Source organism: Flavobacterium sp. 2, assembly GCF_049949195.1.
Classification (GTDB): Bacteria; Bacteroidota; Bacteroidia; order Flavobacteriales; family Flavobacteriaceae; genus Flavobacterium.
The window spans coordinates 4,060,199-4,075,935 of the sequence record NZ_CP188206.1 but is presented as its reverse complement, the minus strand read 5'-3'; the positions used below and the strand labels follow the sequence as shown (position 1 = coordinate 4,075,935).

Below are 15,737 nucleotides of genomic sequence, written 5' to 3'. Positions count from 1 at the left end.
CGCTAATTAAAATTTGATTCATTTTTTAACCAATTCCAAGTCTTCTCAATTCCATTTTTTATATCTGTATTAAAATCTTTTTCAATAGCATCCTTAACCTTTGAAATATCTAAAGTAAAATCTTTAACATCATACTTTTTTGACTCGGCATATTCGATTTTACAGGTTTTACTTGTAACTTCTTCGATAACGTTTACAATTTCATTAATTGATGTTCCATTTCCACTTCCAACATTGTAAATTCCCTCTTTAGATTTCACAAAAAGATCGTATACATAATGTACCAAATCATCTACAAAAATATAATCCTTCTTGTTTTCCCCATTTCCAAAAATGGATAAGCTTTCATTTGCCTTTATCTTTCTCAGGAAAGTAGAAATTACTCCTTGAGCTAAAAAATGACCTTGGCGCGGACCATATGGATTCGATGGACGTATTATTAAATATTCTATTGAATGATTTCTGTTATATAGTTTAATATAATTTTCTATAGTAACTTTTGTTATACCATAAGAAGAGATAGGTTCTAGAACATTTGTCTCTTTTATCGGTAAATCATCAACTTCTCCATAAACTGCCCCACCAGAAGAAAAATAAACAATTTTTTTTATCCCTAATTTGACCATGTTATCCAAAATTAATATTGTTGGAAATACATTCTTAGTGATATCCATCTCAATATTCAAATTAGAAGAACTTGGTACTGAACCAGAAGCCAAATGAAAAACAACATCAATGTTTAGCATTGCTTCGTATAAATAATTCCCATCTTTTATATCCCCAATTCTATAATCTATCTTTGGATTTGGAGATCTAAATTTTTCATGACCATGATCAAAAACACGAACAGAATGGTTATTTTGAATAAGAGCGTCTATTAGATGTGAACCTATAAAACCATTTCCACCTATAACAAGTACATTCATTTAATAACAGAATTATAATTAATAATGATTGATTGATAAAATTTCTCATCACTGAAGTTTTCTAAGACATAATTTCTTCCATTTATACCCATTTTTTCAGAAAGATTTTCATCATCACAGACAAGACTTATTGCTTGTGAAAGAGATTCGATTTTTTGAGGATCAAATAAAATTCCTCTTTCCTCACCCAACAATTCAGGAATACCGCCTAAAGATGAACCAATCACAGGAACGCCTGCTGCAAAACTTTGCAATATTACGTAAGGAAAATTTTCATGCCATATTGATGGCACTATGACAAATTTCGCATTATATAAAATATCATCTAGCTCTGCACCCCATTTTGGACCAAGAAATGTTACATTATTTAAGTTATATAATTTAACCATATCTTGCAACTCTTCCAATTGTGGTCCATTACCTACAATCTTAAAAGGCAAATCTTTATGAAACTTTAATGCTTCAATTATTAGATGAACTCCTTTTTCTTCGATTAATCGTCCAAAATACAAACCATAATTTTCTTTTTTTGTATTAGGTTCACGACTTGGAATATTAAATGGATTCATCAATTTGCCCCATCGGAAAGTTTCAGCTCCCCAAAACTCTTCCGTTTTATGAGCCATAAAATCAGAGGCAAAAAGAAAAAGATTTATATTTTTTCTATAAATATTTAAGATTGAATGCACATACGATTCGATTGAACTAGCCAGGCTAAAACTAAAAGAATCATGACTACACTTATTTACAACGGCATTGTAAAAACGATTCATTTTACAATCTTCACAAATTTTATTATGGTGAAAAAGCTTATAATTAGAACATATATGCTTATAGTCATTCATTGATACAACTAAAGGAACATTCTTCTTTTTTGCAACATCAAATATGGACGGTGATATTTGTGTGATAACTCCAAAAGCATGAACAATATCAGGTTTGAAATCTTCAATTAATTTTGTAAAATTTCTTTTTGCTTCAAAATTGTAAGGAATCTTTGAAAACGCATTTATTTTTTTTAGAATACTTTTTGATTTGAAATCTGGAGCTTCAATAAAATACTTTTTATAATCATTGTCAATTGTTTCATCATCTACAGTAGAAAAATAAGCAACCTCATGCCCATTTTTCTCCAACACTCTGCCAACTTCCAAATAAAACACATCTGCGCCACCTGTATATTTATGAAATTTATGAGCTAAAAGTACTTTCATTCGATTTTTTTTAATTTGATTGTAGTTTATCTTAATTTCGACTTTTCTATATAACTCATTATTGAAAAGTTATATATCAGAAATTGATATCTTTAATTTAAAAAATTTGATAAACCAATATTGAGTTCAATAAAGCTTAATTATATTCTTTCTTCTTTAAAATTTTTCTCATGTTAAATATCAAACGATTTTGACGATCGATTGAAAAGAATGAAAAAAAATAATGATCCATAAATTGTTTTGGAAATTTCTTTAAAAGAGAAACCTTTTTTTCTTTTTTAAAATCTTTTGCTAAATAAAATTGCTGCATAAGATAAGAGTAGTTAATCTTTCTTTTACTCTTAAAATTTAAAGCTTCCAGTTTACTTAAATAATCTAATACTGAAATGGATGAATTTATCATCTCATCAATTTTATTACTATAATTATCCGAATGCATTAAATAGATAAAGATTTTACTTTTTATATACTTATAATTACAATTCCCTTTATATAGCAAATTCAGGTATGCTGCCCAATCATCACATCCTTTATATTGCTTTGACGTTTCGATAAAGAAATTTGATTTTGAAACAAATTTTGAATCAAAAATAATTAATCCTGGAGTATAAATAAGCGTATTTTTATTTAATATACTTTTGAAAGTAAATTTTGGTTTAAAAAAATAAATTGGTATTTCTCTATTTTCGCTTTCATATTTTATATATCCGTTGATGACATAAGCCGAATATAAACCATCGAGATTTGCCTCTATTTCGGTAAAATAATTTTGTAGCACATAATCATCTTGGTCTATAATCGTAAAGTAATTAAATTTTGATTTCTGCAAACCAATATTTCTAGATTCTGAAACACCAATATTCTTTTCATTAATATGAATATTTAAATCTACTTTTGAGTTTGCGTATTCTTTTTTAATTTTTGAACTTATTTCTAAAGAATCTTCAATTGAATCTATCACCAATATTATTTCAAAAGGCAATTTCTTTTTTGCATTTTCAGCAGAATCGATTATAGAATTCAAACATTTAAAAATATGTTTTTCGCCCTTATAATATGTTATAATAATTGATAATCCCGTCATTGTCTACAAACCTCCAAATTTATTTGAATCTATTTTTTAATTTATTTATTAGTTGATTAATGAGTTGTATATAGAAAATCTTTTTTGAGATAATTTATCAATCGAATAATTTTCATCAAAAGTGTTTTTTGCATTCTGAATTAACTCTTTTTGTTTTATTGGATTTAAAGATAATTCTGCAATTTCAATAGCTAAACTATCCGGCTCATCTCTTATAATGCAATCTACGCCATCCATAAAATCCAAACCTTCAACACCTACAGAAGTAGTCACAACTGGACATGCATAATTGACAGCTTCAATAATTTTCATACGCATACCACTTCCTATTCTTAAAGGAACAATGACAATTGAATTACTTAAGATTTCTGACAAATCAGGAACAAAACCATGGAAAAAAACTTTACGATATTTTTTCTCATAATTTTTTATAATATTTTTTGGCCAAATACCCACAATATGAAGTTCTAATAGTGGATTTTTTAATAATGTCTTTTCCCAAATGTCAGAAAGATACCAATCGACTGCATCTGCATTTGGATAATGTTGATATCCTCCTAAAAAAACAATTTTATTATTAAATTCAAAATCAAGGTTTTCTATGGCATTAACTTTTATTCCACCCGGAGAAGAATAGATCTGAGTAGATACACCAGATTCTATTAATTTTAATCTATCAACTTCTGTTAATGCAACTATTGCATCATATTCATTCATTGTAGCAATTTCAAATAACCTGTTTTTATTATACAAATATTGCTCATACTTGCTTGCAGGATAAATATCCATGAGTATTTCATTTTTTACGAAATTTATTTCATGCTGGATAAATATTTTTTTTGCTTTACTATTGATCGAATAAATTAATCCCATAAAAGGATAAAACTCAGTCTGAATTATATCGTAATGATTTTCATTTACATTATTCTGCACAAAAGTTAAAAATTTATCTGTATAAAAATCGCCAGACATTTCCCCTAAACGCTTACTCTGGTCTGTTTTTAAACCAAAAATGGATGTAATTTTAAGTTTAATTTTGTTAAGAATTGTAATAAAATCATAATCTTTCCAATCAGAATAAAATGGAATAAATGTAACATCTGGCCATACTAATTTTAAAGCTTCAAGATTTTCTTGAGTATTCATATTTTTATGGATAATTACTAACATCGAGATATTAGCTCTATCTCGAAGATTATCAATTATATGAAATTGAGCTTGTGCCCCACCGTTATTTAAAGGATAAGGTAATACACTAGAAATAATTAAGATGTTTAATTTCTTCAAACTATTTTATTTTAAAAATGTATTATTAATTTTAAGTTTTTAAAACTACTAAATCAACTAATTACTACTATTTATTGCATTTCTGTACTGTATGGTAAAAAAAGATACCATTAACAAAAAGGGTAAAATACTATTTGAAAATGGAGCCCATCCAGTGATACCGTATAACAATACTCCTATTAAAGTTCCTATTTGAGTAGCTGATAAAATCAAATTTCTTTTTCTTGCAATATCTTTTTTAGCTTTTGATATATTACTAAATATAAAAAAAATCCAAAAAACAAATCCAATTAGACCGGTTTCAACCAGCACGATTAAATGAATATTATGGATTGGATTTTCCCAAAAGAAATCATCAATAATTTTTCCTCCAAACAAATTAAAATTAGTGAACATATATTCTAAATGTCCGTTTATACCAACACCAATTAATGGTGATGTATTAAAAATTTGAAACCCCATAAACCAGTGCATCATTCTGGCATCTAACATTTCGTTTGCATCACTTTCTAAAAAAGTGGCGCTTAAGGGAGAGAAAAAAACCAAATATATTAAAGCTAAACTTAGAGGCAGAATAAACTTTATGACATTTCTTATTGTAAAAATCGCTTTTTCAGCATTCGTACAGATATAATAAACAATTGCCATATCAATCACAAAAACCAAGTAAGCTGTACGAGAATAAGTTAAAATAAGCGTTATTACATTCAGTACTAAGATAATTAAGCTTTTTTTCTTTTTATAATTACGTAAATAGCAACCTAAAAAGAATGTTGAGACTACTGTTGTATACAAAGCAACATTTCCAGGATGAACAAATAATCCAACCGCCCCTTCACGTGTACCCATTCTAGTGGCAGATTCTCCGGCAGAATCATGAAATATTGTTGTTACTTGCGAAATTCCCAAGAGAGGGAAACAAATAGCCAAGAAAAACTGTAAAATACAGATTATCATGAAACCATCATACAAAGCTAAAATTATTTCCCGATGTGTTAAATTTTTAAATATGTATATAAAAAAAATAAGATGAGAAACTAAAAAAAGAGCAGAAACAAATGTGGCAAATTTAGCTGTATTATAAGGATTAAGAAGTGAAATCACATAGATAGCAAAGATCCCTTTTATCCAAATTGAGTACTTAACTTTTTGTTTAATTTTAAACTTAGAAAACAGAAAAAAAAACAAAACAATTAATAATGGGATTGTTATATTTAAATTCGTTCCCAAAGTACCAGCAAAAGTTTTAAGATTTCCTTGTAAAACGGACCAAGTAAATTCTAGAGGAATTGTTATTATAAAGAAACTTAACAGTAAATATTTAGAGCCTGTTTTGTTCTTTGACAATAAAGCTCTAACTGACTGAAAAGCAATAATCAAAAATAATATTTGATACTTATACATAATTAAAATAACTCAAAAAGTTGGAATCTAAAGAAGTTGTTTTTTTAAATCTTCTATTTTTTCAAATAATCTAGAATTTATAACCGATAAATTTTCATCAGTTGACAAGTAAAACTGATTAATTGTGTCAAGTTTCAATAAAATTTCTTCAACAATTTTATGTTTTATAACAAACTCAACATCTAATACATTATTACTCATTTTCTTTAACCAATTATTGAGGAATGTTTTTCTATTAAATTTAATGAAAGTAGTTGTCACATCATTAAGTCCTACTGAATATAGCCAATCCATCCATTTAAATTCTGAAACCATAGCTCCTTCAGTGACAGGTGTTGTCAAGACATATCTATTCCATGGAACTCTTAAAACATCTGCAAGGATAGCGCCATGCATAGCTTCAGTTATCAAATATTTTGAAGCAGCTATCTCCTTTAGAGTATGTTCAACACCATTTTCACTTAATGGAGAAATATAATGATAACCTAGCTTATCACATATAGATTTCCAATCAAAATACTTAACCGATCTAAAGTATGGCATTAAACTCACTTCATACTTTTTCTCAGTATTTTTTAACGAATCATAACTTTCGACAAAACGCAAAGCATATGCGGCATCTGTTATATATTCAAATTGATTATTAAATGAATACGCTGACAAGGGGCCCCGTAAAAACTTAACATCCCATGTATTATCATACTTAAAAGCTTCATAAATTGGTCTTATACCTGTACCGAAAACAATTTTTTTTCTTTCTCCTAAATCAGTTATAATCTTATGATTATTAAACAATATTGATCCAATCCCTAAAAAAGCATCATTATTATTTAGATTTTCCTCTCCAAAAATTTGTGGCCATAACCAACCGTTTAAATCATCCCCAAAATTTCCGTTCGGATCTTTAAAGTAAATATATTCCATATAAAATATTTTTCAATCCTTAATTGTGATAGTCAAGGATTATAACTTAATTTTTAATTCATAACAAAATAAGTTCAGCAAGCATATAGCTACTCAACATATGTATTCTTAAAAATATTTTTTTTCTTAATAACTTTAAGTAATGAATTAAATATAAAATTTCTTTCTTTTAAAGATAATCCAATAAAAAAAACTGACAATAAGGTACACACTATACCGCTACTAGTAACAATAATCAATCTTAAAAAAGATTCGTCGAGATAATATAATATTAGAATTGGAATTGCAAAAGATACAATAGAAGCAATTAATACCCTCCCTAGTACATTAAAAAAAAGAGCTTTTATAGGTAAATTAATCAAATTTTCTAATATATATATTCTTAAGAATAGGCAAATAAATGCTATAACAATATAAACATATAAAGTTACTTGAGGTGGAAAACCCAACACAAAAAGCAAATAAGAAATTGGCAAATTAAACATCAAAAATACGCCAACAATTACTTGATATTTTTTTATTCTTCCAGTGGATTGCGCGGCTGTTCTAAGAGGATAAGACAGCGAATCAACCAAAGAAGAAATTATCAGTAATATTGTAAAATTAACTACATAATCCGGGACTGTTTTTAACCAAATCGAAAGAATAAAATGCGTTTCTAATAGAACAGGCATAGAAATCAAAAAGAGGAGAAAAAATGATAATTTACAACTTTGAAACACTAAATCCATCATTTTATCTTTCTCATCACTCGCATAATATTTAGTTATTTGAGGATTTGTTGCAGTCATAAAATTAAGGACAAATTGATTTAAAGTAGATCCAATTTGATACGAAATTGCTCTTGCAGCATTAACAACTGGACCAAAAAACAAATTCAACATTATATTGATCCCTTGATTATTAAGCACCGAAGCTGAAGCACCAAAAAGATTCCATCCTGAGTAACTAATTAATGTATTGAACAATTTCTTATCCCAGTAAAATTCATAGGAGCATTCGTAATATTTCTTAACACATATTGTTCTATAAATTAGAGTCACAATTGCAGTTACTCCAAAAACAAGTATTGAATATAATATTAATTTATCGAAGGACAGAATAGATAGTAGAAAAACAATAATTAATTTTAAAGAAACCTCAACAATGCTTATATATGCATATGCTTTCATATTTTCATTAGCAATAATGGCAGCATTATAAGGGATTGTTAAAATTGTTAGAATAAAAGAGAAAAGCGAAAATTGATATACCCAATTTGCAGCATATTCGCGTCCAGGAGGAATAACCATCTTGTAATTTAAAAACCACAATCCAACTGTTTCTGCCAATATAAAAATAACCGCGGCAATAATAGCATAAATCAAAATTGTAATGCTAAATGTTTTCTTCAATTGGTCAAAATCTTTTCTTCCAATTTCAAAAGCGAAAAAGCGTTCTGAAGCGGTTGCCATTGTGTTACTTAAAAAAGAAAACATAACTACAATTCCTCCGACTACATTGTATAATCCGTAATCTTCAACTTTTAATACTTCTAAAACAATTCTAACAGTATATAGCGTTACAAACATTGTAAGCAACATCCTGAAATATAGCAACAATGTATTCTTAGCTATTCTTTTATTTACTTTATCTACTGACACTAAACTTTTTAAAAACTTTATTTGGCAAGAAATTTCACAAAAACTTTACTAACTACAAAAAAATAAGCTTAAACAACTTTCGAAAGCTCCTTAACCGCAACTTCTTTCCTTAACCCACTACTAGAAAAACGATGATCTCTTGTGTTAAAATACAATTCGATTCCTTTTTCTTCACAATAAGCTCTTCCTGAAAAGTTTTTGTCTTTATACTCATCTCCAAGTATACGAACATCAATTTTAAAAGCACGCAAAATATCATCTAAATCTTGTTCCGTTGCGTAAGGTACAATTTCATCTACAAATTTGCATCCTTTTAATTGTATATATCTTTCGACAACTGTTTGTGTCGGACTATTCTTTTCTGGACGATCCAAAGTTGGGTCTGTCTGCAAACCAACTATCAAATAATCACATTGACGTTTTGCTTCTTCTAACATTTTAATGTGTCCTGCGTGCAACAAATCAAATGCACTAAATGTGATTCCTATTTTCATATTTTAAATATTTCTTTCGAAATTTAGATTTACTTTCAACGCATGGCTTCGCCTTTCCAACTCCCAAAATTTGAAAGCAGAAAATTCACATTGACGGCAAATATATTGACAAATTTTAAGTTTTTTTTATCAAATAATACTTTAACAAACATGCCAAAGTAGCTGACCTTAAACACAAAGCGTTAAATACCAACAACATAAACAACAAACACGTAAGAATAACCCTCTAATATTTTTGCAAAAGTACACTTCTAAAATGAATACTGAAAGCAGGAAAGAAAGAATTGTCTTAATTTAATATCCACCAACCTTTAGGGTATGGTTACTGATAACCGTTTAATTTTTAAAAAATTGCATCAAATATGAAATTATTACATAAATTTTTCCTGATTTTTTAACTGATTAAAAATTACTTTTGTCTATTTATTTGATTGAAAAATATTTACATGAAAAAACTAAGTTTCTATTTTTTCTTAATTTATTGCTCGGTAAATTCTCAGGTTGTCGGCTGCAACGATTCATACGCAAAAAATTATGACAAAACTGCTATTGAAAACAATGGGAGCTGTCAATATGAAAATTTTAAAATAAGGCCAAAATATTCAATCCGGCTAAATGACTCAATAAAGGAAACATCTGGACTAATATCTTTTGACAATCTATTATGGACTCACAATGATGATCACGATAAAACTATTTATGGATTAGATACTTTAGGGAAAATCAAAAAAAAAGTTATTCTGAATAAAGCCATCAACAATGACTGGGAAGAAATTTCGCAAGACAGTTCTTCTGTCTATATTGGTGATTTTGGAAATAATTATTCAGGAAACAGAAACGATTTGCGTATTCTAAAAATAAATAAAAAAGATTTTTTCGAAGAAAATCCAACTATAGAAACAATTTCTTTCAAATATGCTGATCAAACTGATTTTTCTCCAAAGAAACAAAACACGACCGATTTTGACTGTGAAGCATTTATAGTTTCTAAAGACAGTATTTATTTGTTTACCAAACAATGGAAATCGTCTAAAACCAGTATTTATGTTTTACCCAATCAACCTGGAAATTACATTGCTCAATTAAAACAAACACTTGACACTAAAGGTTTGGTAACTGGAGCAACCTACTTAGATTCCAAAAAATTGATTACGCTTTGCGGCTATTCGAAGCTCGGGAAACCATTTTTATATTTACTATATGATTTTAAAAACAATGATTTTCTTTCAGGAAACAAACGTCGAATTGACCTTCAGCTTTCTTTTCATCAAATCGAAGGAATTACAACTACAGACGGACTTCATTACTATTTAACAAATGAAACGCTGATTCGGAAACCAATCATAAATGTTCCCGCACAAATTCATTGTTTAGATCTTACTCCTGCTCTAAATTCCTATGTTCACAAATAATTCGCAAATGGGGAATAAAAGTTTACTTTTGCAAAAAGTTATGTTTTTCAAAACACTCATAACTCATAATTTATAACTTACAATATACAAAGTGAATTACTTATCTGTAGAAAATATATCGAAGTCATTTGGCGAAAGAGTCCTTTTTGACAACATTTCTTTTGGAATCAACAAAGACCAAAAAATCGCTTTTATTGCCAAAAACGGTTCAGGAAAAACAACAATTATGAGCATCATTAATGGTTTGGATGAACCGGATACCGGACAAGTTGTTTTAAGAAAAGGAATCAGAATGGCATTTCTTTCTCAAGATAATAATCTACAAGATGAGCTTACAATTGAGGAAAGTATTTTTGCTTCAGATAATGAGACGCTTAAAATTATTGAAGCTTATGAAAAAGCGCTTGAAAATCCAAATGACGAAGAAGCGTATCAAAAAGCTTTTGACGGAATGGATCAGCACAATGCGTGGGATTTTGAGACACAATACAAACAAATTCTGTTCAAATTAAAACTGGAAGATTTTAAACTTAAAGTAAAAAATCTTTCTGGAGGACAAAAAAAGCGTCTTTCATTGGCCATAATATTAATCAATCGTCCAGATTTATTGATTTTGGATGAGCCAACGAACCATTTAGATCTTGAAATGATCGAATGGCTTGAAAGTTATTTTGCCAAAGAAAATATCACTTTGTTTATGGTAACGCACGACCGTTTCTTTTTAGAACGCGTTTGTAATGAAATTATCGAATTAGACAACGGAAAATTATACCAATACAAAGGAAATTATTCTTATTACTTAGAGAAAAAAGAAGAACGAATCACTTCTGAAAACTCAAGTATTGACAAAGCTAAAAACTTATTTGTAAAGGAATTAGAATGGATGCGCCGTCAGCCAAAAGCGAGAACAACTAAATCTAAATCACGTCAGGACGACTTTTATGTAATTAAGGAAAAAGCACAAAGCCGACGTAAAGAAAACAAAGTTGAGCTTGAAATTAATATGGGAAGAATGGGAAGCAAAATTATTGAGCTTCACAAACTTTCTAAAAAATTCAAGGATAAAGTTATTCTGGATCATTTTAGTTTTGATTTTCAGCGTGGCGAAAGAATCGGAATTATTGGTAAAAACGGAACTGGTAAATCTACTTTCTTGAATCTGCTTACAGGAACAATTCCGCCAGACAGTGGTCGAGTTGTAAAAGGAGATACAATCAAAATTGGTTATTATACACAGTCTGGAATCAATCCAAAACCTGGACAGCGTGTTATTGATATTATTAAGGAATATGGAGAATATATTCCGCTTGCAAAAGGAAAAATTATTTCGGCTTCGCAATTATTGGAGCGTTTCCTTTTCGATGCAAAAAAACAATACGATTATGTCGAAAAATTAAGCGGTGGAGAATTAAAACGTTTGTATTTATGTACGGTTTTAATTCAGAATCCAAACTTCTTGATTCTGGATGAACCTACAAACGATTTGGATATTGTAACGCTTAACGTTTTAGAAAGTTTTCTTTTAGATTATCCAGGATGTTTATTGGTTGTTTCGCACGATCGCTACTTTATGGATAAAATTGTCGATCATTTATTTGTATTTAGAGGACAAGGTGAAATCGAAAATTTCCCAGGAAACTATTCTGATTTCAGAGCTTATGAAGACAGCGCCGATGTTGCTCAAAAAGAAGAAAACAAAGCCGAAAAGAAAGATTGGAAACAAAATAATCCAACTGGAAATTTAAGCTTTAACGAACAAAAAGAATATCAAAAAATCGAAAGAGAGATTAAAGATTTAGAAATCGAAAAAACTAAAATCGAACAATTATTCTCTGACGGAAAAGTTGCAGATGCCGATATTGAGAAAAAAGCAAATGAACTACAAAACATCATAAATAAAATCGACGCAAAAGAAGAACGCTGGTTTGAGCTTTCTGCTAAGATAGAAGGATAGTTTTTGTCTCAAGTATAAGGTTTCAGAAAACCGAAACCTTATATTTGAAACTATTTCCCTTATATTTACGACAAAATTCAAATACCACAATGAAACATTTTTTATCTGCATTATTTGCTCTTACACTTTTTATTTCTTGCACAAGTTCTGATAAAAATTTGAATACACCTCCAAAGGATTATTCAGCAGAAAATGACAAAGAAATTATTGATTATTTAGCCAAAAATAATTTAACAGCTCAAAAAACAGCATCAGGTTTGTATTATATAATTACTGAGCCTGGAACTGGAAAACAGCCAACTGCAACATCTTCGGTAACAGTTGCGTATAAAGGATATTTAACTAACAAAAAGACATTTGACGAAAGTGTTAACGGAGCTACTTTTCCTTTAAACAGAGTTATTGCTGGATGGACAGAAGGAATTCCGTTATTCAAAGAAGGTGGAAATGGCGTGCTTTTGATTCCAGCACATCTGGCATACGGTAGCGATAGCGTTAGCACGATACCAGCTGGATCAGTTTTAATTTTTGATGTTAAATTAATTTCTGTGAATTAGCATCTTTAAAAAATCATTCATAATTCTATAGCAAGAAGACTACAGCATAAAATGTTGTGTGTTTTTTATCATACAAAAGCCTAATCTATTTTTAGATTGGGCTTTTTCATTAATTTATTTCAATTTCTGATTCGTATCTTCGCACTTTCTTTCAAATTCTAGTATGCTTTTTCAAATACAATCTTATTTTAAATTCCTTTGGAAATCCAAAAATGAACATGCAGTGCATTCGCCATTTGTTTTTAATCTTTTGACAAAGTGTTTTTATGATAAAAAAAGAAAACCGGAATATTCTATACTTAAGAATTACAGAAAAACACTTTTAGAAAATCAAAATTTTATTGAAGTAACCGATTTTGGCGCAGGCTCTAAAGTTTTCAAATCGAATAGAAGACAAATTTCTAAAATTGCAAAAACAGCTGGAATTTCTTCTAAACGTGCCGAATTATTATTTCGTGTTACCCGTTATTTCAAACCAAAAAATGTTTTAGAAATTGGAACATCTTTAGGATTAGCATCTTCTGCTATTGCATTAGGAAATAAAGATTCTTTTTTACTTAGTCTTGAGGGCTGTCAAAGTACACTTTCAATTGCAGAAAATTTATTTAACGAGCAATTTCCAAATTTCAACTTTGATTTTGTAAATTCAGAATTCAGCAAATTCCTGACCCAAGGATCTGCAAATATCTGTGATTGGGACTTAATATATTTTGACGGGAATCATTCTAAAAAAGCCACTTTAGAATATTTCGAACTTTTATTACCAACGATTAATAATGATTCGGTCTGGATTTTTGATGACATTCATTGGTCAGAAGAAATGGAAGAAGCCTGGGAAATTATCCGAAATCATTCGAAAGTAAAAGTTACAATCGATACCTTTCAATGGGGATTTGTATTTTTCAGATACGAGCAGGAAAAAGAACATTTTGTAATTCGCGTTTGATAAATGACTTTAAAATAATACTTTTATTACATTCGATATTATAAAATTATGAATGCAATAAAAATTAATACGCCATTAGAATATCCAATAGCTGTAACAGAATTTATCTCTGATAAACCAAATGGTAATTGCGTAATTATAGCTTCTGCAACAGGCGTTAAACAAAATTATTATTACAATTTCGCAACCTTTCTTTCTGATAATAATTACTCCGTTTATACTTTTGATTATGGCGGAATTGGCGATTCAAAATCCGGACCGCTTTCTAAATTTTCGACAACAGCAACAAATTGGGCAGAAAATGATTTTGAATCTGTTATAAAACATGTCAAGGCTAAAAACCCAAATAGTAAATTATTTATTATAACTCATAGTATTGGAGGACAGCTTATTGGTTTAGTTCCTTCCAATAATTTATTTGATGGCGTCATAATGGTAGCATCTCAATCAGGAAGCTGGATACACTGGAAAGGATTCGACAGATTAAAAATGCAATTTTTGTGGTATGCTCTTATACCTTCTTTTTCCAGAATATTTAATTATCTACCTTCCAGTCATATAACCCGAATGGAAGATTTACCAAAAGGGATGGCACTCGAATGGGCAAAATGGTGTAAAAAACCAAACTATCATTTTGACTGTATCAAAAATGTAAAAGAAAACTACGATCAAATAAAATGCAAAATCAAATCTTATAGTATCGATAATGATTTTTATGCAACAGTATCAGCAATTGATTGGATTGCTTCACAATTTAAAAAATCCGAAGTAACCAGAGTTCATTTGAAAGCAGAAGAATTTGGCGTAAAAGATATAGGACATTTTGGTTTTTTCAGAAGTCAGTTTAAAGAAAACATCTGGCAGATTTTCCTCCAGGATTTAAGAAAATTCGAAAATTAAGATTACAAAAAAAATGACGATCAAAAACAATCGTCATTTTTTTTTACTAATTCAAAATATTAAAAACTTATTTTTTAGCGTCTCTATTTTCTTCAGACTTCGCTCCCATTCTGTTAACAGTATACATTGGAGCAAATTTTATTTTTAAACCGGCAATTTTTCTATTGTCCTCAGCAGTTAAGCCTTCTTTTTCTACAGTATTTTTTCGGCTGTCCAATGCTTCATACAATAATTTGATTTCATCCCAGTCTTCTCTTGAATAACTATCTTTATTATTTTCAACTGTATGAACAAATTGCTGGTACACGCTATGAATATTTTGGGCATTTACCCATGAAAAACTCATATCATCTCCAATTTTTCCTTCACCAAACAAAGCGTTACGCAATTGCTGTTTTGGACTTGGAGCTGGTGGCGGGGCAAAAACGGCGGTCATTTCATTTTTAAATTCTTCGTATTTAATTTTACTCGCATTTACTTTTTCAGTTGCTGCTGTTTTATCTTTTAAATCTGCCAAAGCTAATTCAGCTTCTTGTGCTCTTTTGTCATATTCAGCATCAACACTTTTCCAGTCCGCTTTCAAATCTTCAGCTGCGACATTTTTTACTGAATCGACGTAGGCTACATAGGAGTCTACAGTTTTTTGAGCTTTTTCTTGTTTTTCATCTTTACACGATGTAAAACCCAAAACTAACAATGCTATTCCTGATAATAATTGTATGCTTTTCATAATTCTGATTATTTTTAATTAATACATTAACAAATGTACCTAAACCATTATCTAAAAAATTACATTATTATCATCTTTGAAAAATTAAAAACATAATAAAACTATAAAACACAAAAAATAATGACAATAATGTAAAAACTATTAAAAATAATATAACAACTTATTCATTAAAACAATGTATAGTTATGATTAACTAAATACATTTTGAAAGCGAAAGAGATTTTTGTAACAAAAACCAATAATCTACTACTTATGAATTTTA

The 15,737-nt window shown here is 29.1% G+C and carries 14 protein-coding genes; 5 read left to right on the top strand and 9 right to left on the bottom strand.

From position 1 onward, the window contains the following. Positions 1–2: 2 nt before the first annotated feature. From ACNFIH_RS17880 to ACNFIH_RS17845, 8 genes are all read right to left on the bottom strand, one after another. Positions 3–926: an NAD-dependent epimerase/dehydratase family protein gene (locus ACNFIH_RS17880; RefSeq protein ID WP_426484148.1), complete on the bottom strand. Its 924-nt coding sequence runs from the start codon at positions 924–926 to the stop codon at positions 3–5. Next, the gene (locus ACNFIH_RS17875; RefSeq protein WP_426484147.1) at positions 923–2,140 is read right to left on the bottom strand and encodes a glycosyltransferase; all 1,218 of its coding nucleotides are present in this window, start codon (positions 2,138–2,140) and stop codon (positions 923–925) included. The genes ACNFIH_RS17880 and ACNFIH_RS17875 overlap by 4 nt, the downstream gene beginning before the upstream one ends. A 136-nt stretch (positions 2,141–2,276) precedes the next feature. Further along, the gene (locus ACNFIH_RS17870; RefSeq protein ID WP_426484146.1) at positions 2,277–3,224 is read right to left on the bottom strand and encodes a glycosyltransferase family 2 protein; all 948 of its coding nucleotides are present in this window, start codon (positions 3,222–3,224) and stop codon (positions 2,277–2,279) included. Between the two features lie 48 nt (positions 3,225–3,272). Continuing rightward, the gene (locus ACNFIH_RS17865) at positions 3,273–4,511 is read right to left on the bottom strand and encodes a glycosyltransferase (protein WP_426484145.1); all 1,239 of its coding nucleotides are present in this window, start codon (positions 4,509–4,511) and stop codon (positions 3,273–3,275) included. Between the two features lie 57 nt (positions 4,512–4,568). Next, complete coding sequence (locus ACNFIH_RS17860) at positions 4,569–5,915, bottom strand: O-antigen ligase family protein (protein ID WP_426484144.1); 1,347 nt, start codon at positions 5,913–5,915, stop codon at positions 4,569–4,571. Between the two features lie 27 nt (positions 5,916–5,942). Next, positions 5,943–6,839: a polysaccharide pyruvyl transferase family protein gene (locus ACNFIH_RS17855; RefSeq protein WP_426484143.1), complete on the bottom strand. Its 897-nt coding sequence runs from the start codon at positions 6,837–6,839 to the stop codon at positions 5,943–5,945. 89 nt (positions 6,840–6,928) lie between these two features. Then, the gene (locus ACNFIH_RS17850) at positions 6,929–8,482 is read right to left on the bottom strand and encodes an oligosaccharide flippase family protein (RefSeq protein ID WP_426484142.1); all 1,554 of its coding nucleotides are present in this window, start codon (positions 8,480–8,482) and stop codon (positions 6,929–6,931) included. A 68-nt stretch (positions 8,483–8,550) separates the two neighbouring features. Beyond that, positions 8,551–8,976 carry an adenylyltransferase/cytidyltransferase family protein gene (locus ACNFIH_RS17845; RefSeq protein WP_426484141.1) on the bottom strand — a complete coding sequence of 142 codons (426 nt, stop codon included), beginning with the start codon at positions 8,974–8,976 and terminating at the stop codon, positions 8,551–8,553. Between the two features lie 446 nt (positions 8,977–9,422). On the opposite strand from ACNFIH_RS17845, the gene ACNFIH_RS17840 reads away from it, so the two are divergent. The 5 genes from ACNFIH_RS17840 to ACNFIH_RS17820 all read left to right on the top strand — a co-directional run bounded on the left by ACNFIH_RS17840 (position 9,423) and on the right by ACNFIH_RS17820 (position 14,745). After that, complete coding sequence (locus ACNFIH_RS17840) at positions 9,423–10,388, top strand: T9SS C-terminal target domain-containing protein (RefSeq protein WP_426484140.1); 966 nt, start codon at positions 9,423–9,425, stop codon at positions 10,386–10,388. A 91-nt stretch (positions 10,389–10,479) separates the two neighbouring features. Next, positions 10,480–12,342 carry an ABC-F family ATP-binding cassette domain-containing protein gene (locus ACNFIH_RS17835; protein ID WP_426484139.1) on the top strand — a complete coding sequence of 621 codons (1,863 nt, stop codon included), beginning with the start codon at positions 10,480–10,482 and terminating at the stop codon, positions 12,340–12,342. Positions 12,343–12,431: 89 nt separating this feature from the next. Then, positions 12,432–12,899 (top strand): FKBP-type peptidyl-prolyl cis-trans isomerase, encoded by a 468-nt coding sequence (locus ACNFIH_RS17830; RefSeq protein WP_426484138.1) that lies wholly within the window; start codon positions 12,432–12,434, stop codon positions 12,897–12,899. Positions 12,900–13,062: 163 nt separating this feature from the next. Continuing rightward, positions 13,063–13,845 (top strand): O-methyltransferase, encoded by a 783-nt coding sequence (locus ACNFIH_RS17825; protein ID WP_426484137.1) that lies wholly within the window; start codon positions 13,063–13,065, stop codon positions 13,843–13,845. Between the two features lie 48 nt (positions 13,846–13,893). Then, on the top strand, positions 13,894–14,745 hold the full coding sequence (locus ACNFIH_RS17820; protein WP_426484136.1) for an alpha/beta fold hydrolase: 852 nt from the start codon (positions 13,894–13,896) through the stop codon (positions 14,743–14,745). 67 nt (positions 14,746–14,812) lie between these two features. Here ACNFIH_RS17820 and ACNFIH_RS17815 read toward each other — a convergent pair whose 3' ends face one another. Then, on the bottom strand, positions 14,813–15,475 hold the full coding sequence (locus ACNFIH_RS17815; protein ID WP_426484135.1) for a DUF6565 domain-containing protein: 663 nt from the start codon (positions 15,473–15,475) through the stop codon (positions 14,813–14,815). Positions 15,476–15,737 lie beyond the last annotated feature (262 nt).

Coding starts and splice junctions, on each gene's coding strand:
- ACNFIH_RS17820 (WP_426484136.1), top strand. CDS start 13,894: ATGAATGCAATAAAAATTAATACGCCATTAGAATATCCAATAGCTGTA.
- ACNFIH_RS17825 (WP_426484137.1), top strand. CDS start 13,063: ATGCTTTTTCAAATACAATCTTATTTTAAATTCCTTTGGAAATCCAAA.
- ACNFIH_RS17815 (WP_426484135.1), bottom strand. CDS start 15,475: ATGAAAAGCATACAATTATTATCAGGAATAGCATTGTTAGTTTTGGGT.
- ACNFIH_RS17860 (WP_426484144.1), bottom strand. CDS start 5,915: ATGTATAAGTATCAAATATTATTTTTGATTATTGCTTTTCAGTCAGTT.
- ACNFIH_RS17855 (WP_426484143.1), bottom strand. CDS start 6,839: ATGGAATATATTTACTTTAAAGATCCGAACGGAAATTTTGGGGATGAT.
- ACNFIH_RS17840 (WP_426484140.1), top strand. CDS start 9,423: ATGAAAAAACTAAGTTTCTATTTTTTCTTAATTTATTGCTCGGTAAAT.
- ACNFIH_RS17870 (WP_426484146.1), bottom strand. CDS start 3,224: ATGACGGGATTATCAATTATTATAACATATTATAAGGGCGAAAAACAT.
- ACNFIH_RS17845 (WP_426484141.1), bottom strand. CDS start 8,976: ATGAAAATAGGAATCACATTTAGTGCATTTGATTTGTTGCACGCAGGA.
- ACNFIH_RS17875 (WP_426484147.1), bottom strand. CDS start 2,140: ATGAAAGTACTTTTAGCTCATAAATTTCATAAATATACAGGTGGCGCA.
- ACNFIH_RS17830 (WP_426484138.1), top strand. CDS start 12,432: ATGAAACATTTTTTATCTGCATTATTTGCTCTTACACTTTTTATTTCT.
- ACNFIH_RS17880 (WP_426484148.1), bottom strand. CDS start 926: ATGAATGTACTTGTTATAGGTGGAAATGGTTTTATAGGTTCACATCTA.